Origin of the sequence: Sphingobium sp. PAMC28499, assembly GCF_004795815.1 — a bacterium.
GTDB classification, from domain to species: domain Bacteria; phylum Pseudomonadota; class Alphaproteobacteria; order Sphingomonadales; family Sphingomonadaceae; genus Sphingobium; species Sphingobium yanoikuyae.
Genome location: NZ_CP039248.1, coordinates 2,198,553 through 2,221,754 on the forward strand (window position 1 = coordinate 2,198,553; position 23,202 = coordinate 2,221,754).

Sequence of the window (23,202 nt, forward strand, 5' to 3'; positions counted from 1 at the left end):
GGCGCGGGCAGGGATAGGGCGACCGCGAACCATGCGGTAGCCCACGGGCCGGCCGTTCGGGGCTGGTGTCCCGACGCCTGGCGCCCGATGGCGGCGGGCGACGGGCTGATCGTGCGCGTGAAGCCGCGCCTCGGCCGTCTTTCGGCCGACGACCTGGCGGCGCTGGGCGAAGCGGCGATCGCCCATGGCAACGGCCTGATCGACATGACCCGGCGCGCTAACCTCCAGATCCGCGGCGTGCGCGACGATAGTTGGCGCCCCTTGCTCGACCGGCTGCTCGACCTTGGCCTGGTCGACCACGATGCTCGGCGCGAGGGCGCGCGCATGATGATGGTCGCGCCAGACTGGCGGGCGGGCGACGACAGCCATCGCATCGCCAGCCAGTTGCTTGATCGCCTGGACGAATTGCCGGACTTGCCGGGCAAGATGGGCTTCGTGATCGATGCCGGCGCCGCGCCGCTCCTGCCCGGCGAAGCGGGGGATTTTCGCATCGAACGGGCGCGCGATGGCGGCCTGATCTTACGTGCGGAGGGGCGGGCACAAGGCGTGCCGGTGGATAGCGGCGGCGAAGTGGATGCGCTGCTCGCACTCGCCCGATGGTTCGTGGAGAGCGATGGCGCGCGCGCGGGGCGCATGGCCCGGCATGATGCGCCCCTGCCGGATTGGGCAACGGGCAGGGCAGAGGCCGCGTCGCCGCGCCCGCGACTGGTCCCCGGCGCATGGGATGGCGGCATGGCCTATGGTCTTCCCTTCGGCCGGATCGACGCGCGGCATCTTCTCGACGCGCCGGCCATGCGGCTAACCCCATGGCGCATGCTGCTGGCCGAAGGACAACTGCCAGGCCTGTGCGCCGACGCGGCCGACCCGCTGATCCATGTGGAGGCCTGCCCCGGCGCGCCTGCCTGCCCGCAGGCGAGCGTGGCGACCCGCGACCTCGCCCGCCAACTGGCACCCCATGTGGCGGGCCGCCTTCATGTCTCCGGCTGCGCCAAGGGCTGCGCCAGTTCGATTCCGGCCGACATCGTGCTGACGGGGCGGGACGGGCGCTACGACCTGGCCTTCCATGCCTGCGCAGGATCGGCGCCCGTCCGTCCTGACCTCACCGCCACCGACCTTCTTGCCCATTTCGGAGCCTGTTGATGCCCCATGATTATGAGAGGGACGGCGCGGCGATCTATCGCCAGTCCTTCGCCACCATCCGCGCCGAAGCCGACCTCGGGCGCTTTGCTGCCGAGGAGGAACCGGTCGCAGTGCGCATGATCCATGCCGCGGGCATGGTGGACCTTGCGGGCCATATCCGCTTTTCGCCGGGCTTTGCAGCGGCGGCGCGGCAGGCCCTGATCGCAGGGGCGCCGGTGCTGTGCGATGCGCGCATGGTGTCGGAAGGGGTCACGCGCGCGCGCCTGCCCGCCGACAATGCCGTGCTCTGCACCCTGCACGACACCGCCGTGCCGGACATGGCGCGGGCGATGGGCAATACCCGATCCGCCGCCGCGCTGGAATTGTGGCGGCCGCATCTTGCCGGGGCACTGGTTGCCATCGGCAATGCGCCCACGGCGCTGTTCCACCTGCTCGACATGCTGGAAGATCCGGCCTGTCCGCGTCCCGCAGCGATCATCGGCTGCCCGGTCGGCTTCGTCGGCGCGGCGGAATCCAAGGCCGCTTTATGGGCGGCGCAGCCCGTGCCCTGCTGCGTCGTCGACGGGCGGTTGGGCGGCAGCGCGATTACGGTCGCGGCGATCAATGCGCTGGCGAGCCGCGCGGAATGAGCGGCACCGTCTATGGCGTGGGCCTCGGCCCCGGCGCGCAGGACTTGCTGAGCGTGCGCGCCGACCGGCTGGTGCGGAGCGGGCGGCATGTCGCCTATTTCCGCAAGGCTGGCCGGCCGGGGCAGGCGCGCCGCATCGCGCAGGGCATGTTGCGGGACGATGCGATCGAACTGGCGATGGAATATCCGGTGACGACCGAAATTCCGCTCACCGATCCGCGCTACAATGATTGTTTAGCCGCCTTCTATGCCGACTGCACTGGCCGGCTGCTGGCGATCGCGGAGGCGGGCGAGGATGTGGTCGTCTTGTGCGAGGGCGATCCCTTTTTCTACGGCTCCTTCATGCATTTGCACAGTCGGCTGTCGGGGCTGGTCCCGGTCGAAGTGGTCCCCGGCATCATGGGCATGTCGGGGGCGTGGAATGCGACCGGCCTGCCGATCACCTGGGGTGACGATGTGCTGACCGTGGCGATGGCAACCCTGCCGGAAGAGGAACTGGTCCGCCGCATCCGCGATACCGACGCGCTGGTGGTGATGAAGATCGGCCGCCACCTCGCCAAGCTGCGCCGCGCGGTGGCGGCGGCCGGGCGCAGCGATCAAGCATGGCTGGTCGAACATGCCGCCATGCCGGAACAGCGCGTGACCCGGCTGGCCGATGTCGACAGGGTCACGCCCTATTTCTCGATCCTGCTGATCCACGGTCAGGGGCGTCGGCCATGAGTCTTGCGGCGGGAGAGGGGGGCTGGATCGCGATCGCGGGGCTTGGGCCAGGGGACGAAGCGCTGGTGACGCCGGAGGTCGACGCCGCGCTGGCTGCCGCGACTGACGTGGTGGGCTATATCCCCTATGTCGCGCGGGTCGCGCCGCGTGCGGGGCTGATGTTGCATCCTTCGGACAATCGGGTGGAACTGGATCGGGCGGCCCATGCGCTGGACCTGGCGGCGCAGGGTCGTCGGGTCGTCGTCGTCTCCTCGGGCGATCCGGGCGTCTTTGCCATGGCATCCGCGCTGTTCGAGGCGCTGGAGGCCGGCCCCGCTCCCTGGCGCGACATCGACATTCGCGTGCTGCCCGGCATCACCGCGATGCTGGCTGCTGCTGCGCGTGCGGGCGCGCCGCTCGGCCATGATTTCTGTGCGATCAACCTGTCGGACAATCTCAAGCCCTGGTCCCTGATCGAAAAGCGGCTGCGACTGGCGGCGGAGGCGGATTTCGCCATGGCCTTCTACAATCCTCGCTCGGCGTCCCGGCCGGAAGGGTTCGTGCGCACGCTGGCGCTGTTGCGGGAACTTTGTGGCGATGCACGCCCGATCCTCTTCGCCCGCGCCGTGACCACCGCGCAGGAGACATTGCATATCGTGCCGCTGGGGCAGGCGCGGGCGGACATGGCGGACATGCGCACCATGGTGATCGTCGGGTCGAGCCGGACCCGCATCATCGAGCGGGCGCGCGGGCCGATCCTCTATACGCCGCGCGGCATCCCCGACGAGGCGGCGGGATGAGCGATCCAGTCGAGCACATCCTCGGGCCGATGGAACTCCTGCCGCTCGGGCAGCGGCGGCCGGTCGATCATCAGCACGCGCAGGCCCAGCGCGCGCGCGGCGTCCAGCTTGGCGGCTGCGCCCGTGCCACCGGCATTCTTGGCGACGATCAGGTCGATGCGATGATCGCGCAGCAGGCTTGTGTCGTCCGCCACCGTGAACGGGCCGCGATCCACGATCAGGGCATGATCGGGCAGGGGCGGCACTGCGTCCGGCACATCTACGAAGCGCAGCAGATAATGATGCTGGGGCTGGGCGGCGAAGTCCTCCACATGCATGCGCCCCAGGGCCAGCATGATCCGCTGAGGCGGCCCGTCGAGCGCCGCCACCGCCGCTGCCATGTCCGGCACCGCGTGCCAGCGATCGCCGGCGACGGGCGTCCAGGGGACACGGGTCAGCGCGGCATGGGCGATCCCCGCCCCATGCGCGGCCGCCACCGCATGGGCGCTCATCGTCGCTGCAAAGGGATGGGTGGCGTCGACCAGATGGGTGATGCCTTCCGTGCGCAGATGCGCGACCAGTCCCGCCACCCCGCCAAAGCCGCCGACCCGCACGGGCAGGGGTTGTGCCCGCGGGCTGGCCGTGCGTCCGGCATAGCTGAAGGTCGCACGGATGCCGCGCGCCGCCAGCAAGGCCGCCAGCGCGCTTGCCTCCGTCGTGCCGCCCAGCAGCAGGATGTTGGGCATGGATGACATGAATTCTCCCCCCTGGTTGACGATCGTCGGCATCAGCGAGGACGGGATGGACGGCCTGTCTGCGGCAAGCCGCGCGGCACTGGCGGCGGCGGACCTGGTCATGGGGCCGGCCCGGCACCTCGCGCTGCTGGGCGGGATTAGCGCGCTGATGGTCGAATGGCCAGTGCCCTTCGCGGACGGGATTGCGCGGCTGCTGGCGCATCGTGGGCGGCCGGTGGTGGTGCTGGCGTCGGGCGACCCCTTCTGGTTCGGCGCGGGGAGCAGCATCGCGCGCCATCTGGCGGCACATGAATGGTGCGCGCATCCCGCGCCCTCCACCTTCGGGCTGGCGGCGGCGCGGCTGGGCTGGGCGATACAGGATGTCGCGTGCCTTGGCCTGCATGCCGCGCCGCTGGATCGGTTGCGTCCGCACCTCGCGCCGGGCGCGCGGGCGCTGGTGCTGCTGCGCGACGGGGCGGCGGTGGCGGGGCTTGGCGCTTGGTTGTCGGCCAGGGGATTTGGCGCGTCGCGCCTGCATGTGCTGGAAAGCCTCGGCGGCCCGCGCGAACGGATCCGGTCGATCAAGGCGGGGGCGACGATACCGGCCGACATCGCCCATCCCGTGGCGGTCGGGCTGGAGGTTGCCGGTGACGGCCCCGTCCTGACCGTCGCCAGCGGTCGTCCCGACGCGCTGTTCGAGCATGACGGACAGATCACCAAGGCGCCGGTGCGCGCCCTGACCCTGTCGGCGCTGGCGCCCCGGCCGGGGGACTATCTGTGGGACATTGGCGCCGGGTCGGGATCGATCGCGATCGAATGGCTGCTGGCTCATCCGGCCAATCGCGCCTGCGCGGTGGAGGCCGATCCGGCCCGTGCGGATCGCGCCCGCGCCAATGCCCGTGCGCTGGGCGTGGATCGGCTGGAGCTGATGATCGGTCGCGCGCCGGACGTGCTGCCTGATGGTCCGATGCCGCAGGCGGTCTTCATCGGTGGCGGTTTGTCGCAGGCGCTGCTGGAACGGCTGGAGGCGCTGCTGCCACCCGGCACGCGGCTGGTCGCCAATGCGGTGACATTGGAGTCGGAGGCGCTGCTGGCGCTCTGGCACGGGCGGTGGGGCGGCAGCCTGCTGCGCATCGAACTGGCCGACGCCGCACCGCTCGGCAATCGCCATGGCTGGCGGTCGCGCTATCCGGTGGTGCAGTGGAGCGTCACGCTATGATCGTCGCGGGCTTCGGCTTCCGTGCCGGCGCGACCACCGCGTCCCTGCGGGCGGCGCTGGCGGCGGCCGGCGGCGGACGGGACGTCACCCATCTCGCCACGCTGGCGGACAAGGCCGGGGGACTGGCGGAACTGGCCGCGCAACTGGCCCTGCCGCTCATCCCCATTGCGGCCGATCGCCTCGCATCCTGGCCCACCATCAGCCGCTCGCCGGCCTCGCTGGCCGCGCGTGGCACCGGCAGCGTCGCCGAGGCCTGTGCCCTGGCCGGCGCGGGGGAAGGCGCCCGCCTGCGCGCCGCCCGCAGCCTTTCCCCCGATCGCATGGCGACCTGCGCCATCGCTCAAGGAGCATCATCATGACCGTCCATTTCATCGGCGCCGGCCCTGGCGCGCCCGACCTTCTGACCCTGCGCGGCCGCGATCTGATCGCGGCCAGCCCGATATGCCTCTATGCCGGATCGCTGGTCCCGGCGGAGGTGCTGGGCCATTGCCCGCCCGGCGCGCGCATCGTCAATACCGCGCCCATGGACCTGGACGCCATCATGGCGGAGATCGCCGCCGCCCACGCCGCCGGGCAGGATGTGGCGCGGCTCCATTCCGGCGACCTGTCGGTCTGGTCGGCCATGGGCGAGCAGATCCGCCGCCTCCGGGCGCTGGACATCCCCTTCACCGTGACCCCCGGCGTGCCCGCCTTCGCTGCGGCGGCCGCGGCGCTGGAGGTGGAGCTGACGCTGCCTGAACTGGCCCAGTCGCTCGTCCTGACGCGCACGCCGGGGCGGGCCAGCACCATGCCCCCGGCCGAGAGCCTGACCAATTTCGCGGTGACGGGCGCGACCCTGGCCATCCATCTGTCGATCCACAATCTGGCGCAGGTGGTGGCGGATCTCACCCCTGCCTATGGGGAATCCTGCCCGGTCGCGGTCGTGTGGCGGGCAAGCTGGCTCGACCAGCGGATCGTGCGGGCGACCCTCTCGTCGATCGAGGCGGCGGTCGCGGGCAGCATGGAGCGCACCGCCATCATCCTGGTCGGCCCGGCGCTGGACGCGGCGGATTTTGCCGAAAGCAGCCTCTACGCGCAGGGCTATGACCGGCGTTTCCGGCCCCAGCATGCCGGATCGCGCTACGCCGGGTCGTCCGAGTGACGGTGCCGGGCCTGCTCGTTTCGGCGCCCGCATCGGGCACCGGCAAGACGACCGTCACGCTCGGCCTGCTCCGCGCGCTGCGCGACGCGGGCGTGATGGTGCAGCCGTTCAAATGCGGGCCGGACTATATCGACCCGGCCTTCCATCGCGTTGCCTGTGGCCGGCCGTCCTTCAACCTCGACAGCTGGGCGATGGACGGCGCGCTGCTGGACCGGGTGGCGGCCGAGGCCGGCGATGCCGACATGATCGTGGCCGAAGGGGCGATGGGCCTGTTCGACGGGGTGGCAGGTCGGGGCGCGGCCGGCCATGGCACCGCCGCCGACGTGGCGCACCGCATGGGCTGGCCGGTGCTGCTGGTGCTCGACATATCCGGACAGGCGCAATCCTGTGCGGCGACGGCGCTCGGCTTTGCGCGCTTCGATCCCGATGTGACGATTGCGGGCGTCATCCTCAATCGCGTGGCGAGCCCGCGCCATGAACGGCTGGCGCGGGCAGGGCTGGCGGCGGCGGGTATCACTGTGTTCGGTGCCTTGCCCCGGCACGCCGACCTCAGCCTGCCCGAACGGCATCTGGGGCTGGTGCAGGCCGGCGAGCAGCAGGGGCTCGATCAGGCGCTGGAGCGCCATGGCGCACTCATGCGGGAGCGGGTCGATCTCGCCGCGGTTCGGGACGCGGCCCGCTCGGACGGCGTCACGGCCCGCGGGCGTCTGCCCGATCCCCCGGCGCAACGGATCGCGGTGGCGCAGGACGTGGCTTTCTCCTTCCTCTACCCGCATCTTCTGGAGGGCTGGCGACAGGCCGGGGCGCAGATCATGCCCTTCTCCCCGCTGGCCGATGAGGCGCCAGCGGAGGATGCCGACCTGATCTGGCTGCCCGGCGGCTATCCCGAACTCCACGCCGGGACCATCGCCGGCGCGCAGCACTTCCTGACGGGTCTGCGCCGCCATGCCGAGGATCGGCCGGTCCATGGCGAATGCGGCGGCTATATGGTGCTGGGGGATGCGCTGATCGACCGGGACGGCACCGCCCATCGCATGGCCGGGCTGCTCGGCCTTGTCACTAGCCATGCGGATCGCCGCCTGCATCTGGGCTATCGGCGGGCGGAGCTGCTGGCGCCTGTCGCGGGGCTGCGCGCCGGCACCATGCTGCGCGGCCATGAGTTCCATTATTCGACCATCCTGGGCCAAGATGACGCGTCCCTGATGCGGGTGACCGATGCCGACGGTGCTGCGGTCGCGGAAACCGGCTCGCGGCGCGGCTGGGCCAGCGGTTCCTTCTTCCACATGATTGCGAGCGCATGATGATCGACCTGCACCTCATCGGTATCGGCACCGGCAATCCGGATCATCTGACGGCCCAGGCGGTACGGGCGATGAACAGCGCCGACCTCATCCTCCTGCCGCGCAAGGGCAGCGCCAAGTCCGACCTTGTCGACCTGCGCCGCACCATCTGTGCGGCCGTGCTGACGCGGGCGGTGCGCGTGGTGGAGTTCGACCTGCCCGTGCGCGATGCGCGGGGCGACTATATGGGCGGCGTCCATGACTGGCACGATGCCATCACCCGGGCCTGGGCCGGACAGATCGCGCGCCACCTGCCCGATGGCGGCCGCCTTGCCCTGCTGGTCTGGGGCGACCCCTCCCTTTATGACAGCAGCCTGCGGATCGCCGACCGGCTGGCGCAGAGGGGGCTGGCGATCCGGGTAAGCGTCGTGCCGGGCATCACCAGCCTGCAGGCGCTGACTGCGGCTCATGCCATCCCGCTCAATCGGCTGGGCGCGCCGGTCGTCATCACGACCGGGCGCCGGCTGCGCGACGATGGCTGGCCGGCGGACGGCGACAGCGTCGCCGTGATGCTGGATCAGGGCTGTGCCTTCGACGCGCTCGATCCCGCCGGCATCCATATCTGGTGGGGGGCCTATCTCGGCATGGCGCATCAACTCCTGATCGAAGGGCCGCTGGCGGTCGTGCGGGACAGGATCGCGGGGCTCCGCGCGCAGGAACGGGCCCGGCATGGCTGGATCATGGACATCTATCTGATGCGCAGGGGGGCGTGATCCTGGCGGCGGCGCGATGCGCGAAAGCGGGCCGGTGCTGCTAAATTCCGCGCTCCCCGCTTGTCGAAAGGGGCTGGTTTTCAGCGCCATCCGGCAATAATTTGCCCCGCAATTGCCGGGAGATGATTGCCTTGCCAGAGTTGAGCGCCACCAGGAAGCGGGTGCGACATGCAGAGCCGCCGATGGTGCGGCTCGTCCGTGCCGCCGAAACATTGTTCGCGGCGCGCGGCATCGATGCCGTGTCGATGCGCGAGATTGCCACGGCCGCCCGCTGTGGCGACACCAATGCCGTCACCTATTATTTCGGATCGAAGGACGGGCTGCTCGCCGCCGTCTTCGGCGCCCGTGTGGAGCAGATGGATCCGGTGCGCGGCCGGATGCTGGCACAGGCGGAAGCGAACGGCCATCTGCGCGATCCGATGGCATTGCTGGGCATATTGCTGTTGCCGCAGCTCGACCTGAAGGATGAAGCAGGCGCCCATCCCTATGCCCATTTCCTGCTGCATTTCGCGACCCAATATTGGTCGCTGACCTCCAGCCTGTTTGCGGCGGTTGAAGGCAGGGCGCAGAACCTGTTCCGGGTGATCGGCCATCTGCGCGCGCTGATGGAGGGGGTGCATCCCGACGTCGCGCGCAACCGCATCCTGCTGTGCAACATGATGCTGCAGAGCCTGCTGGTCCGCTGGGACCATATGCCGCCCGAGGATCGCACCGTGCCGCTGGAGGCGCATGTCCGCGACGTGATGATGAGCGCACGCGCCAGCCTGCTGGCCCCGCCGGGCGAAGCCGAACTGCCGGTGTCGGTGGAGGCCTGGCTGGCGCGCTATTGCTAGAGCATTTTGAAGTCAGCTGGCACAGCTGACGGCTCGCAAAATGCGGAAAGCAAAGGGCCCCTAGGGCAGGCTGATATCCACCTGCTCGATCGTCCCGGTGAAGCGGCTGCTGACCACATCATAGGCAGGATCGACCGGGCTGATACTGTCCTGGCCGACCTCGAAATCCTCGGTATGCGACACCACGAGCGCGAAGGTGCGGTCGATCCGGCCGCGCGCGACCTCCTTTCCATCCACCAGCAGCGTGGCGGTGGCGCCGCTAGTCGGCGCTTCCCGGTCCATGACAAAGCGCAGGCCGATATCGTGCTGCCCCGCCGTCAGGGGCGCGGTGCCGGCAATCCGGCTCATATGGGCCGGGGTCAGATTATAGGTGAAGCTGGGCCGCCCCTTGTCGAGGAACAGGCTATAGCCACCGAAGCGGCCGCCATGCACGGCGATGACGCCCCGGCCGCCATCGGCCGGCACGTTCACTTGCGCGCGGATGGTGAAGGAATGGCCGACCAGGCCCGGCGCCGCGCTTTCCGGAATAGGGCCGATCGGGCCATGATAGGTGAAGTGGGTGCGCCGGGCATTATGGTCGGGTCGGCCCTTCTGCCCGCCTTCGCTGCCATGGATCGGCAGGATGCCGGCGGTCGCCGCTTCAGCCCAGAACAGATCCTTGAGCGCGGCGAGCTTTTGCGGCTGGGCAGCGGCCAGGTCATGCGCTTCGCTGAAGTCCGAGCGGGTATCATATAGCTGCCAGACGCGCTGGTCGATCGGCACGGGCGGCGGCGGCGTGCGTTCCCACGGCGTCACCATCGGCGCGGTCGCGGCCACCCAGCCATCCTTGTAGACGCTCAGATTCTGCGCCATCGCGAACACCTGGGTCGTGCGGTGCGAGGGGGCGTCCTTGGCGGCGAAGCTGTAACCCATGCTGATCCCGGTGATGGGCTTTTGCGGTACGCCGTCCAGTATCTCGGGCGCCTTGACCCCGGCGGCCTCCAGCACGGTCGGCATGATGTCGCTGACATGGTGGAACTGGCTGCGCAGCCCGCCCGGATCCTGGATATGGCGCGGCCAGGACATGACCATGCCGTTGCGTGTGCCGCCGAAATGAGAGCCATAGCGCTTGGCCCAGGGGAAGGGAGCGTTGAGCGCCCAGCCCCATCCGCCGGGGATCAGATTATAGGCGTTGCGCGTGCCGATATCGTCGATATGGGCAAGGGCATAATCGGGATTTTCCTTCACCCCGCTCAGCGCCGACTGCTCGAACAGCTTGCCGTCGAAACTGCCTTCCGCGCTCGCGCCATTGTCACCCTGGATATAGATGATCAGCGTGTTGTCGATCTCGCCATTGTCGCGCAGCCGCTGGATGACGCGGCCGATCTGCGCGTCGGCATAGGCGAGCGACGCGGCATAAGCCTCCATATAGCGGGCATAGAGGCGCTTCTGATCGGCGGTCAGGCTGTCCCAGCGCGGCAATGTGTCGGGCCGGGGGGCATCGTCCGCCCCCTGCGGGATCACGCCCAGCCGCTTCTGCCGGGCGACCGTTTCCGCCCGCATCGCGTCCCAGCCGGCATCGAATTTGCCACGAAAGCGCGCCAGCCAATCCGCGGGCGGCTGGTTGGGGGCATGGGCGGTGCCGGTCGCATAATAGAGGAGAAAGGGCTTGTCCGGGGCGGCCGCATGCTGCTCGTCGATCCAGCGGATCGCATGATCGGCCAGGTCATGTTCCAGATGATAGGCGGGATCGGCTGGCGCCTGCACATGGGCGGTATTTTCGACCAGATTGGGTTCGGCCATGCTGCTGTCGGCGCCCAGGAAGCCGTAGAAATATTCGAAACCCAGGCCCGTGGGCCAGCGATCGAATGGTCCGGCGCGGCTCATTTCCCATTCCGGGGTGACATGCCCCTTGCCGATCATCGCTGTATTATAGCCATTTTCCTTCAGGATCTGGGCCATGGTGCCGGCGCTTTTGGGGATGACGCTGTTATAGCCATCATAGCCGGTCGCCCAGTTGGCGACATAGCCCATGCCGACCGCCTGCGGATCGCGCCCGGTCAGCAGCGAGGCGCGGGTCGGCGAACAGATGGCGGTGGTGTTGAACTGGTTATAGCGCAGCCCGGCCTGCCCGAGCGCATCGAAGGTCGGCGTCGGGATCGGGCCGCCAAAGGTGCTGCTGGCGCCAAAGCCGACATCGTCGGTCATGACGATCAGGATATTGGGAGCCCCCTTGGCGGCGTGGACCGGCTGAGGCCAACTGGGCGGCGAGGATTCCGCCGGCGTGCGGCCGTAGATTTTCGCGGCCGAAGCATCGGAGGTCTGGGCGACGGCAGGCGCTGAGAGCGCCATGAGCAGCGCGAGGGAGGATGTCGCGCTCAAGACCCTGCTGGACGGGCGATGGACGGGATGGGGCGAAGCATTTGGCAAGGCGACCTCCTTGGACAAAAAAGAGACGCCGGTTGCATTGGCAGCCGGCGCCCAGGGAGAGAGATACGGCGGCACCAGGCCGCCGTCCGGCTTTCAGAACTTGAAGCGGATGCCGCCCGTGAAGGCGCGGCCTACCGTGTCGTAAAGCGCGAAATTGGTGGCGATGTTGACGCCCGGAATGGTGCCGGGGATCAACGGCGGATCCTTGTCGAACAGATTGTTGACGGTGCCGAAGAATTCGACATGGCCATTGGCCACCGGCAGGCGGTAGCTGAGCGTCATGTCGGTATAGCCGACCGCCCCGATCGTCTGGCCAAGGCCGTTTTCCAGGCCGCCGGGAATGCCCAGTTTCACCTTGCCGATCAACTGCTGGTTGAGGAAGACGCCGACCCGGCCAATCTCATAATTGACGCTAAGCGTGCCACGCCAGCGCGGGCGGCCCTCCGGTGTGCTGCTGATCGTGCTGATCCCGGCATATTCCAGCACCGGCGCGGTCGACGACTGCTGGGTCTGATAGGTGTCGAGATAGCTGGCATAGAGGCGCAGGCCCAGATTGCCGCCGGCCAGTTCGGTCCGGTAGGACGCGTCGAAATCTATCCCGCTGGTTTCCAGATAGGCGATATTGGCGGGCGCCACCCGGATCTGGCTGGGGAAGGATGTCGGCGTGTCGCGGGTGACGAGCGCACATTCGGGCGCGGTGCCGCCGCTCTGGCTGCAATTGTTGACGATCTGGGTCAGGCTCAACGTGCCGATCGCATCCTTGATCTTGATCCGGTAATAATCGACCGACAGGCTGAGCCCCGGCAGGAAGGACGGCGTGATGACCGCGCCGAAGGTCAGCGTATCGGCCTTTTCCGGTTGCAGATCGGGGTTGCCGCCCGTCACCTGCGGCACATTGGCGGTGATGCCGCTGACCGGATCGACCAGCAGGCTGATCGCGCTCTGGTCGCCGGCAAACAGCTCGAACAGATTGGGCGCGCGGATATCGCGCGAGACCGACCCGCGCAGCAGCAGGTCGCTGATCGGCTTCCAGGTGGCGCCCAGCTTCCAGGTCTTGACTGATCCCGACGTGCTGTAATCGGTATAGCGGCCGGCCGCGTTCAGGCTCAGTTCCTGCGCAAAGGGCTGGTCCTTGAGCAGCGGCACCGCCAGTTCGCCGAACACCTCCTTGACGCTCAGGTCGCCCGACGCCTCGCCGACATTGGTCAGCCAATAATGATAAACCGACGAAGGCACGCCGCGCAGGCCGGCGAAATAGGCGCTGCGTTCCGCCGTCGTGTCGAGATCGGCGGGGTTGGCATTGCTGGTCAGGCGCAGGCTCTGGCGGCGATATTCCGCACCCAGCGCGACGTCGACCGGACCGGCGGGCAGGTCGAACAGGGCGCCCTGGATGCTGGCCGACATGGCGTTCTGCCAGATGCGGGCGCGGTAACGCGACGTACCCACGACATAGTCATAGCCAGGCTGACTGGCATAGGCGTCGCCGGTGGCCAGCAGATTGAAGGGCTGGCAATTGGCGTAGCGGGCCGCGATCGTCGGATCGGCGCTCAGGCTGGCCCGGCAGACGGTCTGGCCGCTGCCATTGCGCACGGCATCGGTCGCGGCATAGAAATGCTGCCAATCCCAGACGCCTTCCTGTGCGACCGAGAAATTGGAGTCGCCATGGTTGAAGGCGACATTCCATTTCCATTTGTCCGCCAGCGTCCCTTCGAACCCGGCATTGACCATCCAGTAATCGGTGCGTTCCGTCGTGTGGGGCCGGGGTGAATTGGCGCCATAGCGGGCGAGCGTGATCGACTGGCTGGTCGGGGTGAAGGCGGCCTGAAGTTCGGCCGGCAGATAGGGATTGCCGCTGTAGAGCGTGGCGGCGGTTGGCGGCACCAGGCTGTTGGCCAGCGAGGTGTAGGACAGGTCGCTGCGCGAGAAGCTGCCCTGGACATAGCCGGTCACGTCCGGCGTGAAGTCCCAGCTCGCCCGGCCAAAGGCCTGATAGGTGTGCAGCGGGGCGACCGCCTGCGTGTCAGGCGAGATCGCATAACCGTCTCCCCCGACAAAATAGCCCGGCGATCCGGTTGCCGTGCCGTTGCTGAACGGCACCAGCGCGCCATTGGCGTCGAACCGGTAATTGGTGAACGGCCCCGACGTGATCTTGCCATATTCCGATGCGGCGCTGAGCGTCACGCCGGACGCGATCATATAGGGATTGAGCGTGCCGCCGGGCGAACAGGCGGTGGGATCGGCCGCAGCATTGGGATTGGTGCAGCCGACCGTGCTGCCGACATAGCTGTAGGCGCCGCGCCCCAGCTTGCGGTCGCTGCGCAGCATGCCGTTATTCTTGAAAGTCTCGGCGCTCAGCAACAAATGGCCGCGATCGCCACCGAAGTCGAAACCGCCGGCGATACCGAAGCGATAGCCCTGATTGTCGCCACGCTGCGACGTCGAGCCCTGGGCGACGCCGGTCAGGCCGGTAAATTTCTTGTCGAGCACGAAATTGACGACGCCCGAGACCGCGTCGGAGCCATAGGCCGCCGAAGCGCCGCCGGTCACCACGTCCACCCGCTGGATCAGCAGGTTGGGGATGACATTGACGTCGACCGTACCGAGATAGGTGGTCGGCGCCACCCGCTGACCATCGAACAGGATCAGCGTGCGCAACGGCCCGACGCCACGCAGGTTCAGTACATTGCCGTGCGCCGCGGTGTTGGCGAAATTCATCGAGCTGCGCGACGGGCTGGACGAGTTCTGGAACTGCGGCAGCTTGTTGAGCGCGTCGGGAATGTTGGATGGGGTCGCCTTCACCAGCTCTTCGGTCGATGCGACGGTCACCGGCGTCGGCGCGGTATAGCCGTCGCGCACGATGCGGGTTCCGGTGACGACGATATCCTGGGCTGATGCCTGTCCGCTCTGGGCGTCCGTCGGCGGCGTGGCCTCCTGTGCGGCGGCCGCGCTCACCATCGTGAACAGGGCGGTACCCGTCAGGAATAATGAAGACGCTCGTCCTCGCATTGCACTTCTCCCCATCCTCTCGGTTTATTTTTATACGGTTGTGCAATTCTGATATTAACGCAGTTGATTGAAGTCAACGCAAATATGCGTGGAGGGTCATATTTTCGGATGGCGAGCGGTCTGGGCAGGGGGCGTGCGCATCACTGAGCCGCAACGCGGGGTTGCGACGACGAGGCTTTGATGGGCGAAGAGGGGTAAAAGGGGAGCGGCTTTGTGCCTGCGTGATGCAGCACAGCCGCATCCATTCGCGCGCGCCGGGACGCAGCACCTGCACCCCGGCGCGCGCTGCTTGTCAGAACGCGGTCTTCTCTTCCAGATGCCCTTCCACGTCAGCACGACTGATCCACAGGGTGCGGAACTTCTTGTCGGCCAGCAATTGCAATTGGTCGCTATTGTGCCGGGAACCGGGCTGGCTGCTATTGCCATAGCTCATCAGGCCGACGGCCTTCATCGGCGTGCCGAATTCGACCATGGAAACCCATGTCTCGCCATGGACGGGCGTGCGCTCGCCATTCTTCATCGGCCCCCAGGTGATGGTGCGAAACACGCCGGTATTGCCGAAGCCGCCATTGGCCGGCACGCTGACATCGCCGATATGAAAGCGCGAGACATCGCCGAACGGACGGTCGATCGCGCCGTATAGCTGCTTCGTCTTCGCCACCGCTTCCTTCAGCATGGCGACGGCCGCCGTCGGGTCTTTCAGGCCGCGTGGCGTTTTCAGCGGGTCGTCCAGCGTCCATTTGACGGCATAGTTGGACTGGTCGGTGAAATTCTTGGGCGCGAAGAGGCCGGCCCAGGTTTCGAACAGCAGCGCGGCGCGGCTGTCGGGTTCGAACCGATGGTCCCAGCCCTTGAGCAACGCCGTGGCTGCCTGCACCTCGGCATCGTTCGATCCGGCGGCTGCCGCCAGCAGGTCGGGCAACATCCGTTCCGCCATCAGCGAGGTGGTGGTCAGCTTGCGCGACACGAAATCGTCGAAGCTGATCTTGGGCGTCTGACTCATCAGCTTGACCGACATCTGTGCCCGCTGGCTCATCGGCCCGACCGGCGCGACATAGGCAGGGAAGCTCTTGGGATCGAGCGCGCGGGGCCAGGTCGCCAGCCATGGCGGATCATTGGCGTTCTGGACGAAGCCGGTGGCCGGATCGAGCAGCTTGGGCATGTCGTCATAGCTGTGGACATCCTTCCACAGCGTCGCCGAGGTATCGCCCGGCACCGGCGCCGACCAATATTTGAGGTCGCCGCTCGCATGCTTGGGCAGCAGGCCGTTGTCGAGATAGAGGATATGGCCGGCGCGGTCGGCATAGATGATGTTGAACATCACCACCTGCATCTTGCGCAGCGCCTTTTCGAACGCGCCCCAGTCGCGCGCCTTGCCCATCTCCAGATATTGCTCCAGCACGCCGGGCCGGTCGAGGCCGGCGACCTTGAGCGCGACCGTCGTCTTGCCGTCAGGCAGGGTGAAGACCGGGCCATGGACCGTGCTTTTCTGTTCGAAGCTGACGCTCTTCAGCGTGCCGTCCGCCTGCTTGACCTTGTAGCTCTTCGTCACCGTATCGAACGGCAGCGTCTTGCCGTCGAAGCGATAGCCATCGCCTTCTAGCACCAGCTTGTAGCTCGTGAAACCCTGCATCGTGTTGACGGTGTTGGTGAAGCCCAGATCATTGTTGAAGCCGAAGCGCAACACCGGCAGGCCGACCTGCGTCGCGCCGTAGATGGCCAGGCCCGGCGCGGTGATCTGTGCCTCATAATAAGTGAGCTGGCTCGGCGCCCAGGGCAGATGCGGGTTGGCGAGCAGCATCGCCTTGCCGCTGGCCGAGCGCGAAGGCGCGACCGCCCAGGCGTTCGACCCGCCGGCCTCGTTGATCGACGGATCGGTCAGCACCTTCCGGTCGGATGCGATATAGCCGAAATTCATCAGCCGCTGGGCATGGGCGATGATGTCGACGCCCCGGAGCGGTAGCACGACCTTCACTTCCGGCGCGATTCTGTCGGGATGGGCGGCGGCATAGGCATTCACCCCGGCTGCAAAGGCTTCGAGATTCTTCTGCATTTGCGGCGTCTGCTGTCTGAACCACTGGGCGGAGCGGGCCGGCACGTCATTGGCGACCAGCCATTTGTCCTGGCTCTCATATTTCTCGCCCCAATATTCGGCAGCGCGAGCGCGGCTTTCGCCATACATGCGCAACAGCAGGTTGCCGTGGCTCTGGGCCTGGGCATAGCCAAAGCCGTAGAAGCCGCCTTCCTCGGTCTTTGCGTAGATATGGGGCACGCCGAAACTGTCCCACAATATTTCGCCGCCGCCCCAACGGGTGGAGGGGGCCGCTACCGAGGCGGTCATCGCGGAGGAAGCAGCCAGGGCCGCCAGCCAGATCGTCATATGGCGCATCGCCATCATTCTCCCGTCAGTGCAGAAAATGCGCCGCCCCGTGCGGAGCGGCGCCTTGGTCGGTGATGGATCAGAAACTCAGGCCGACGCGGCCATAATAGAAGCCGCCGGTGAACCCGATCGGCGAGGTGCCGGCATAGAGCCCCTGGCCCAGCGTGGCGCTGACGTCGCTGGCCCGGTTCTTGTCGGGATAGACGTTGAAGATATTGTTCGCGCCGATCGCGATGTTGACCAGTGGCGTGACCTGCCAGCTGGCCTCCAGGTCGGTGATCCACTTGGCACCATAGCTGCGATCATTCGGATAGGTGGTGACGCCATTGCTGGTGACGCCGTTCTGATAGGATTTGAAGCCGCCGAAGCGCGTCAGGCGCGACGACAGGGTGAAGTCGCCCATGGTGGCGAGGTTGCTGATCGACAGCTTGGTGCGCGGCAGATTGTTGGTCATGTTGCTGCGACGCGCGCGATCGAACAGGACATAGTCGCTGCCCAGCGCGGCCAGTTCGGGCGGATTGTCGATGATGTGGGTGATCTTGGTCTTGTTGTAGTTGAAGCCCAGATTCCACTGCATGTTAACCGTGTCGAACAGGCCATGCTTGTAGGATGCGACGACGTCGATGCCGCGGGTACGGGTATCGATCGCGTTGGTATAATATTGCGCTGTCAGCGTCCGCGCCTCCGCTTCGGGTACGCCGCTGGCGATCAGGATGTTGGAGATTGCCGTGCCGGTCAGCGTGCTGGTGATGGTGATGCGGTCATCCACGTCGATCTGATAGGCATCGATCGTCAGGTTGAAATTGGGCAGCGGGGTCAGCACCACGCCAGCGGAGATGTTGAACGATGTTTCGGGCTGGAGCGGTTTGGCGCCCAGCGCGATCGCGGCCGGATCGTCGACGGCCAGAGTCTTGATCTGCAGCAACTGGTTGGGAACACCGTTGACGGTGCGGAACTGGTTGGTGGTTTGGGTATAGATTTGCTGGGCGACGGCGGGCGCCCGGAAGCCGGTATTGGCGGCCGCGCGAAAGGCGATCCAGTCGGTCGCGGCATAGCGCCCATTGACCTTCCAGATCAGCGTGTTGCCGCTGCCATCGTCATAATGTTCGAAGCGTGCGGCGGCGCCGATCGTGATATCCTTGTTGGGATCCCACGCCACGTCGGCATACAGCGAAACATTGTCGCGGGACATATAGGCCGCGTCGCCCGGCTGGAAGCCGGCCGAGCTTTGCGCGCCCGGCGTCATGCCCGACACGATCGCCGGGCCTACGGCATAGCTGGCCTCATCCCCGGCGAAGGTCTGGTAGCGTTCATGGCGCTGCTGCGCGCCTGCCGACACCTGCAGGTTGCCGCCACCCACATCATAGCCGCGGGTCACGTCGAGCGAGGTGACGAACTCCGAGGATTTGAGGGTGCCGATATAGAATTCGGTGGGGCTGAGCGTGCCCAGCGAGGGGTTGAGCGTGCCTTCCGACGACTGGCGGGCGCGATTGCGGCCATAGCCGGTGGAAAAGTCCCAGTCCCAGCCCGCGACTTCGCCCTTCGCGCCGACGGTGAGTTCGAAATCCTCCTCGTCGATCATGATATGGGGGCGATAGCCGTTGGGGTAGATGCCCATGACATTGTTGATGTCCTTGGGGTAGCGATAGCTGTACCACAGGTCCGACCGCCGCTGGCTGTAGGTGCCGAAGGCGTAGAGTTCGACGCCGCCCAGATCATATCCGGCATTGAGCGCAGTATTGATGCTGCGGGAGGGCATGACGCCATAGCTGGTGGTGACGATGCGTTCGGTGCCGACTGCGGCTGCGTCGCGCGGATCGAGCTGCCCGTTCACCAGCGGATAGAGGCAGGTGGTGGTGGCCGTGACCGAACAGTCGGCGAGCGGCAGCGCACGGTTCGACATTTCCTGCTTCTTGAGGTTGAGCGAGAGGTTGGCGAAACCGTTCTCGCCCAGCTTCATCCCGAAATTGAGGTCGGCCTGATAGAGTTCGCCATCGGACCGGTCGAAATTCTGGCCGGCGGTGAAATTGGCGGAGCCGCCGCTGCTGTCATCCTTCAGGATGATGTTGATGACGCCGGCGATGGCGTCCGACCCATATTGAGCGGCGGCACCGTCACGCAGCACTTCGATATGATCGACCGCGGCGGTCGGGATCATGTCCAGATCGGCCGGGACCGAGCCGTTGTAGAGCGTCGACACCGCGTTGATGAGCGAGGTCTTGTGGCGACGCTTGCCGTTGACCAGGATCAGTGCCTGGTCGGGATTGAGACCGCGCAGGCCGCCGGTCGCGATGACGGTGGAGGTGGCGCCGCCCGCTCGCACCGGCAGGTTGAAGGATGGCACCAGCGTGTTGAGCGCCTGGAACACGCCCGCCTTGCCGGTGCGGGTCAGATCCGCGCCGGAAATAACGTCGATCGGCGTCGGGCTGTCGGTGACGGTGCGGGCCTGGCCGCGCGACCCGGTCACGACGATTGCCGGGCCGGGGGCTTCCTCGGCCGCGGCGGTGCTGGCCTGCGGTACGGTGCTGGCCTGCATCGCGAAGGGAAGGGCGGTGACGCCCAGGCTCGCGACTTCGACGGCGCGGCTCTTGTGGGCCTGGGCGCTCAGCGACAAGGCAATGACATTGTTGTTCGACAGCGTGATCTTCAGCCCCGATCCGGCGATCAGCCGCTGCAACGCGACATCGGGCGCCATCTTGCCGTTGACCGACTGGGCATGCAGGCCGGCGACCTGGTCATAGGGAAAGAGAAGCTGGATGCCAGACTGCTTGGCGAAGAGCGTCAGCGCCGTCTGCATTGACTGGGCCGGAATCTTGAATTTCGCCGGCTCCGCGGCTGCCGCCGACTGGGTGCTGAGGGCAACAACTGTTGCGACCGCGCACAGAGAAACGTTCCGAAAATTACGCGACATCATATCCCCCGTGAAATGATTGGGCTGCGAAATTATTTGCCCTTCGGTGGTGGATACGGAGGCCGATCGCGTTTCTGCTAACGACGCTTAAAAATATCTCATTTTTATGACGAGGGGGCCTTCGCTATCGGTCTGGCACTGCCTCGACGCAGCGCCGGATCGGGCGCGCCGGAGGGGAGAATGATAAGCACAGGGGGACGAGCGTGGCTGTGGACGTGGACTCGATCAGGGCAAGGCTGGACTGGTTCAAGCAGGCCATCCTGCCCCATGAGGGCGCCTTGCGCTCCCGCCTGCGCCGGGTGGTGTCCCACCGCCAGGATGTGGATGACATCGTCGCCGAATGCATGACCCGCGCCTATGCGAATGGCGACATTCACCGCGCACAGAGCGGCAAGGCCTTCCTGTTCCAGATCGCGCGCAACCTGCTGATCGACGAGGCCCGGCGCGAGAAGATCGTATCGCTCGAACTGGTCGCCGAACTCGACGTGCTCCAGACCGACAATTCGACCGAGGAAGCGCTGCACGCGCGCGATGAGCTGCGCCATCTCCAGGCCATTCTCGACACGCTGCCGGCGCAATGCCGGCGGGCCTTCATCCTGCGCCGGGTCCATGAGAAATCGGTCAAGGAGATAGCAGAGGAGATGCAGCTATCCGTCTTTACAGTGGACAAGCATTTGACGCGCGCGGCTGTGAAGATAATGCAAGCCATCGGACAGTTTGAGGGTTCTGGATTTGGTTGGTCGCTACAGAAGCGCGGAGGACATGCAGGCGATCGAGGCCGAAGCGGCTCGTCTGTATCTTAAGGCGCGGGCGAGCGACGCCCCGGAAGACTGGAATGACGCCTATGTCTGGGTGGCGCTGGACCCTGCCCATGGTTTCGCCTTTGCCAAGGCGGAGGCCGGCTGGGAACTGACCGAGCGGCTCAATGAGCTGCCCGCCAGCCAGCAGGACGAACCTGCAGCGCCGGCAATCGCGCTGCCCGACGATCCCGCCCCGGAAGAACCAATTGCCGAAATCCGGCCGCGACTGGTCGGCCGGCGTGGCCTGCTCATCGGCCTGGCGACCGCAGCCGCCGCGATCGGCGTCGCCTCCACCGTCGCGCTGCGCCTGCTCGGCACGGTCGATCATTATCGCACAGCCCTGGGCGAGACCCGCACAGTGCAGCTTGCCGACGGCTCCCGCATCCATCTCAACACCAACAGCTCGGTCGAGGTCGCCCTGCGCGAGGACATCAGGCAGATCACCCTGCTGAAGGGCGAGGCGCAGTTCGATGTCGCGCATGACAAGAAACGGCCCTTCATCGTCAATGCCGACGGGACGCTGGTGCGCGCCGTGGGCACGATGTTCAACGTCCGCCTGCGCGCCGATGTCACCGAACTGACCGTGATCGAGGGGATCGTGGCGGTGCGCAACGGCGACTCCGCCGTCCGTCGGATCGAAAGCGGGCGCAGCGCCGCCGTGCGCAGCGGCAGCATCGCCGTCACCCATCTGGAACCGGCCAAGATCCGGCAGCGGACCGCCTGGCAGGCGGGCATGGTCGAGTTCGAGGGCGACACGCTCGTCCAGGCGGTCGAGGAGTTCAACCGCTATCGCCCCACCCCGCTGGTGATCGGCGATCCGGCGATCGCCAGCCTGCGGGTCGGCGGCGCCTTCCGCCTCGACCGGTCGCAGGATTTCGTCGACGCGCTCGAAAGCGGCTTCGGCATCCGCGCCGTTCCGGGCAGCGACAATTCGATAATTTTGGTGTCTGCCGAAGGCAGTTAGAGCCTGTCTGGGCATGCGCCTCTGGCGCATCCGCACCGGCCCGCACCCCCACCCGACCGCCCAGACATGGTATCCTGATGGGTGGTCGGGTGGGGGTGCGGGCCGGTGCCGCATCGAACATGCGCTCTTCCGCGCATTTCCCAATCAGGCAGTTAGCAGAACGCGCGCAGCCGTCCGTATCAACGGGGATGGAACATGTTGCGTCTCTCTCCCCAGCCAGTCTTTCCCGCCAGGATCGCCTGAAATCCATCCTTGGCGGATCGATCGGCAATCTGATCGAATGGTATGACTGGTATGTCTATTCCGCCTTCACCCTCTATTTCGCGCCGGTCTTCTTTCCGTCGGACGACAGCACCGCCCAGCTGCTGAATGCGGCGGCGATCTTCGCCGTCGGCTTCCTGATGCGGCCGATCGGTGCCTGGGCGATGGGCATCTATGCCGACCGCAGGGGGCGCAAGGCGGGTCTCACCCTGTCCGTCATGATGATGGCCGGCGGATCGCTGATGATCGCCGCCATCCCCGGCTACGCCAGCATCGGCGTCGCCGCGCCGGCCCTGCTGCTGCTCGCGCGCCTGATGCAGGGCCTTTCGATCGGCGGCGAATATGGCGCCAGCGCCACCTATCTGTCGGAAATGGCGCAGAGCGACCAGCGCGGTTTCTTCTCCAGCTTCCAATATGTGACGCTGATCGCGGGCCAGTTGCTGGCGCTCTGCGTCCTGCTGCTGCTCCAGCTTTTCCTCACCGAACATCAGCTCGAAAGCTGGGGCTGGCGCGTGCCGTTCGTGATCGGCGGGGTGATGGCGGTCGGCGTCTATCGCCTGCGCCGCGGCCTCAAGGAAACCGAAGCGTTCGAGGAAAGCGCGGCGGTCAGCGAACAGCCCCGCTCCAGCGGCCTCAATCTCATCCGCCGCCATCCGCGCGAAGTGCTGCTGGTCATGGCGCTCACCGCTGGCGGCACGCTCGCCTTCTATGCCTACAGCACCTATATGCAGAAATTCCTGGTCAACAGCGCCGGCTTCGGCCGCCAGACCGCGACCGCGATCATGGCGTCGGCGCTGTTCATCTACATGCCGCTGCAGCCCATGGCCGGCTGGCTGTCCGATCGCATCGGCCGCAAACCGCTGCTGATCGGCTTCGGGATCAGCGGCGTCCTGTTCACCACCGCGATCTTCACGGCGCTGGAACGCGTCACCTCCTCCTTCGGCGCCTTCCTGCTGGTGCTGGGCGGCCTGGTGATCGTCACCGGCTACACCTCGATCAATGCGATCGTGAAGGCAGAGCTGTTCCCGGCCAATATCCGGGCACTGGGCGTCGCGCTTCCCTATGCACTGGCCAACACCCTGTTTGGCGGCACCGCCGAATATGCCGCGCTCTGGATGAAGCATGCCGGGATGGAAGGCGGCTTCTACTGGTACGTCACCGCCATGATCGCGCTGTCGCTGATCGTCTATCTGCGCATGCCCGACACGCGCAAAACCAGCCAAATCTGACAGAAAGAGGGGAATA

General features: G+C 66.7%; 18 protein-coding genes. 13 read left to right on the forward strand and 5 right to left on the reverse strand.

Going from position 1 to position 23,202, the window contains the following annotated elements; all coding sequences use genetic code 11:
- Window positions 1–87 precede the first annotated feature (87 nt).
- The 4 genes from E5554_RS10695 to cobJ are packed head-to-tail and all read left to right on the forward strand — an operon-like array spanning window position 88 to window position 3,267.
- Window positions 88–1,140 carry a cobalamin biosynthesis protein CobG gene (locus E5554_RS10695; protein WP_136188309.1) on the forward strand — a complete coding sequence of 351 codons (1,053 nt, stop codon included), beginning with the start codon at window positions 88–90 and terminating at the stop codon, window positions 1,138–1,140.
- A complete protein-coding gene (locus E5554_RS10700) occupies window positions 1,140–1,769 on the forward strand; it encodes a precorrin-8X methylmutase (protein ID WP_136186747.1) in 630 nt (209 codons plus the stop codon). Before E5554_RS10695 ends, E5554_RS10700 begins: the two co-directional genes overlap by 1 nt.
- The gene (gene cobI / locus E5554_RS10705) at window positions 1,766–2,488 is read left to right on the forward strand and encodes a precorrin-2 C(20)-methyltransferase (protein ID WP_136186748.1); all 723 of its coding nucleotides are present in this window, start codon (window positions 1,766–1,768) and stop codon (window positions 2,486–2,488) included. Before E5554_RS10700 ends, cobI begins: the two co-directional genes overlap by 4 nt.
- Complete coding sequence (gene cobJ / locus E5554_RS10710) at window positions 2,485–3,267, forward strand: precorrin-3B C(17)-methyltransferase (protein WP_136186749.1); 783 nt, start codon at window positions 2,485–2,487, stop codon at window positions 3,265–3,267. Before cobI ends, cobJ begins: the two co-directional genes overlap by 4 nt.
- Here the strand turns inward: cobJ and E5554_RS10715 are convergent.
- On the reverse strand, window positions 3,228–3,992 hold the full coding sequence (locus E5554_RS10715; RefSeq protein ID WP_136188310.1) for a cobalt-precorrin-6A reductase: 765 nt from the start codon (window positions 3,990–3,992) through the stop codon (window positions 3,228–3,230). The genes cobJ and E5554_RS10715 overlap by 40 nt on opposite strands.
- Between E5554_RS10715 and cbiE the strand changes: the two genes are divergently transcribed.
- The 6 genes from cbiE (at window position 3,991) to E5554_RS10745 (ending at window position 9,226) form a co-directional block, all read left to right on the forward strand.
- Window positions 3,991–5,199 (forward strand): precorrin-6y C5,15-methyltransferase (decarboxylating) subunit CbiE, encoded by a 1,209-nt coding sequence (gene cbiE / locus E5554_RS10720; protein ID WP_136186750.1) that lies wholly within the window; start codon window positions 3,991–3,993, stop codon window positions 5,197–5,199. The genes E5554_RS10715 and cbiE overlap by 2 nt on opposite strands.
- A complete protein-coding gene (locus E5554_RS10725; RefSeq protein WP_136186751.1) occupies window positions 5,196–5,558 on the forward strand; it encodes a cobalamin biosynthesis protein in 363 nt (120 codons plus the stop codon). Before cbiE ends, E5554_RS10725 begins: the two co-directional genes overlap by 4 nt.
- Window positions 5,555–6,340, forward strand: coding sequence for a precorrin-4 C(11)-methyltransferase (cobM, locus tag E5554_RS10730; protein ID WP_136186752.1), 786 nt, complete (start codon window positions 5,555–5,557; stop codon window positions 6,338–6,340). Before E5554_RS10725 ends, cobM begins: the two co-directional genes overlap by 4 nt.
- A complete protein-coding gene (locus tag E5554_RS10735) occupies window positions 6,337–7,641 on the forward strand; it encodes a cobyrinate a,c-diamide synthase (protein WP_136186753.1) in 1,305 nt (434 codons plus the stop codon). The genes cobM and E5554_RS10735 overlap by 4 nt, the downstream gene beginning before the upstream one ends.
- The gene (cobF, locus tag E5554_RS10740; RefSeq protein WP_136188311.1) at window positions 7,641–8,393 is read left to right on the forward strand and encodes a precorrin-6A synthase (deacetylating); all 753 of its coding nucleotides are present in this window, start codon (window positions 7,641–7,643) and stop codon (window positions 8,391–8,393) included. Before E5554_RS10735 ends, cobF begins: the two co-directional genes overlap by 1 nt.
- Before the next feature lie 182 nt (window positions 8,394–8,575).
- Window positions 8,576–9,226 carry a TetR/AcrR family transcriptional regulator gene (locus E5554_RS10745; RefSeq protein ID WP_247594423.1) on the forward strand — a complete coding sequence of 217 codons (651 nt, stop codon included), beginning with the start codon at window positions 8,576–8,578 and terminating at the stop codon, window positions 9,224–9,226.
- Window positions 9,227–9,286: 60 nt separating this feature from the next.
- Here E5554_RS10745 and E5554_RS10750 read toward each other — a convergent pair whose 3' ends face one another.
- The 4 genes from E5554_RS10750 to E5554_RS10765 form a co-directional block, all read right to left on the reverse strand.
- Window positions 9,287–11,557, reverse strand: a complete 2,271-nt coding sequence (locus tag E5554_RS10750) for an arylsulfatase (RefSeq protein ID WP_136186755.1) — start codon at window positions 11,555–11,557, stop codon at window positions 9,287–9,289.
- 171 nt (window positions 11,558–11,728) lie between these two features.
- Window positions 11,729–14,641, reverse strand: coding sequence for a TonB-dependent receptor (locus E5554_RS10755; RefSeq protein ID WP_247594424.1), 2,913 nt, complete (start codon window positions 14,639–14,641; stop codon window positions 11,729–11,731).
- 292 nt (window positions 14,642–14,933) lie between these two features.
- Window positions 14,934–17,021 (reverse strand): acylase, encoded by a 2,088-nt coding sequence (locus E5554_RS10760; RefSeq protein WP_247594425.1) that lies wholly within the window; start codon window positions 17,019–17,021, stop codon window positions 14,934–14,936.
- 79 nt (window positions 17,022–17,100) lie between these two features.
- Window positions 17,101–19,818: a TonB-dependent receptor gene (locus E5554_RS10765; protein ID WP_247594426.1), complete on the reverse strand. Its 2,718-nt coding sequence runs from the start codon at window positions 19,816–19,818 to the stop codon at window positions 17,101–17,103.
- A gap of 317 nt (window positions 19,819–20,135) precedes the next feature.
- On the opposite strand from E5554_RS10765, the gene E5554_RS10770 reads away from it, so the two are divergent.
- The 3 genes from E5554_RS10770 (at window position 20,136) to E5554_RS10780 (ending at window position 23,186) form a co-directional block, all read left to right on the forward strand.
- A complete protein-coding gene (locus E5554_RS10770) occupies window positions 20,136–20,735 on the forward strand; it encodes an RNA polymerase sigma factor (protein ID WP_080993572.1) in 600 nt (199 codons plus the stop codon).
- Window positions 20,695–21,696 carry a FecR domain-containing protein gene (locus tag E5554_RS10775; protein ID WP_136186758.1) on the forward strand — a complete coding sequence of 334 codons (1,002 nt, stop codon included), beginning with the start codon at window positions 20,695–20,697 and terminating at the stop codon, window positions 21,694–21,696. Before E5554_RS10770 ends, E5554_RS10775 begins: the two co-directional genes overlap by 41 nt.
- Before the next feature lie 188 nt (window positions 21,697–21,884).
- A complete protein-coding gene (locus E5554_RS10780) occupies window positions 21,885–23,186 on the forward strand; it encodes an MFS transporter (protein ID WP_136186759.1) in 1,302 nt (433 codons plus the stop codon).
- Window positions 23,187–23,202: the final 16 nt, after the last annotated feature.

Bases quoted from the DNA above. Each gene is read 5' to 3' on its own strand.
- E5554_RS10695 (WP_136188309.1), top strand. From the start codon at position 88: ATGGCGGCGGGCGACGGGCTGATCGTGCGCGTGAAGCCGCGCCTCGGC.
- E5554_RS10700 (WP_136186747.1), top strand. From the start codon at position 1,140: ATGCCCCATGATTATGAGAGGGACGGCGCGGCGATCTATCGCCAGTCC.
- cobI (WP_136186748.1), top strand. From the start codon at position 1,766: ATGAGCGGCACCGTCTATGGCGTGGGCCTCGGCCCCGGCGCGCAGGAC.
- cobJ (WP_136186749.1), top strand. From the start codon at position 2,485: ATGAGTCTTGCGGCGGGAGAGGGGGGCTGGATCGCGATCGCGGGGCTT.
- cbiE (WP_136186750.1), top strand. From the start codon at position 3,991: ATGGATGACATGAATTCTCCCCCCTGGTTGACGATCGTCGGCATCAGC.
- E5554_RS10715 (WP_136188310.1), bottom strand. From the start codon at position 3,992: ATGCCCAACATCCTGCTGCTGGGCGGCACGACGGAGGCAAGCGCGCTG.
- E5554_RS10725 (WP_136186751.1), top strand. From the start codon at position 5,196: ATGATCGTCGCGGGCTTCGGCTTCCGTGCCGGCGCGACCACCGCGTCC.
- cobM (WP_136186752.1), top strand. From the start codon at position 5,555: ATGACCGTCCATTTCATCGGCGCCGGCCCTGGCGCGCCCGACCTTCTG.
- cobF (WP_136188311.1), top strand. From the start codon at position 7,641: ATGATCGACCTGCACCTCATCGGTATCGGCACCGGCAATCCGGATCAT.
- E5554_RS10745 (WP_247594423.1), top strand. From the start codon at position 8,576: ATGGTGCGGCTCGTCCGTGCCGCCGAAACATTGTTCGCGGCGCGCGGC.
- E5554_RS10750 (WP_136186755.1), bottom strand. From the start codon at position 11,557: ATGGCGCTCTCAGCGCCTGCCGTCGCCCAGACCTCCGATGCTTCGGCC.
- E5554_RS10755 (WP_247594424.1), bottom strand. From the start codon at position 14,641: ATGCGAGGACGAGCGTCTTCATTATTCCTGACGGGTACCGCCCTGTTC.
- E5554_RS10760 (WP_247594425.1), bottom strand. From the start codon at position 17,021: ATGACGATCTGGCTGGCGGCCCTGGCTGCTTCCTCCGCGATGACCGCC.
- E5554_RS10765 (WP_247594426.1), bottom strand. From the start codon at position 19,818: ATGCAGACGGCGCTGACGCTCTTCGCCAAGCAGTCTGGCATCCAGCTT.
- E5554_RS10775 (WP_136186758.1), top strand. From the start codon at position 20,695: ATGCAGGCGATCGAGGCCGAAGCGGCTCGTCTGTATCTTAAGGCGCGG.
- E5554_RS10780 (WP_136186759.1), top strand. From the start codon at position 21,885: ATGGAACATGTTGCGTCTCTCTCCCCAGCCAGTCTTTCCCGCCAGGAT.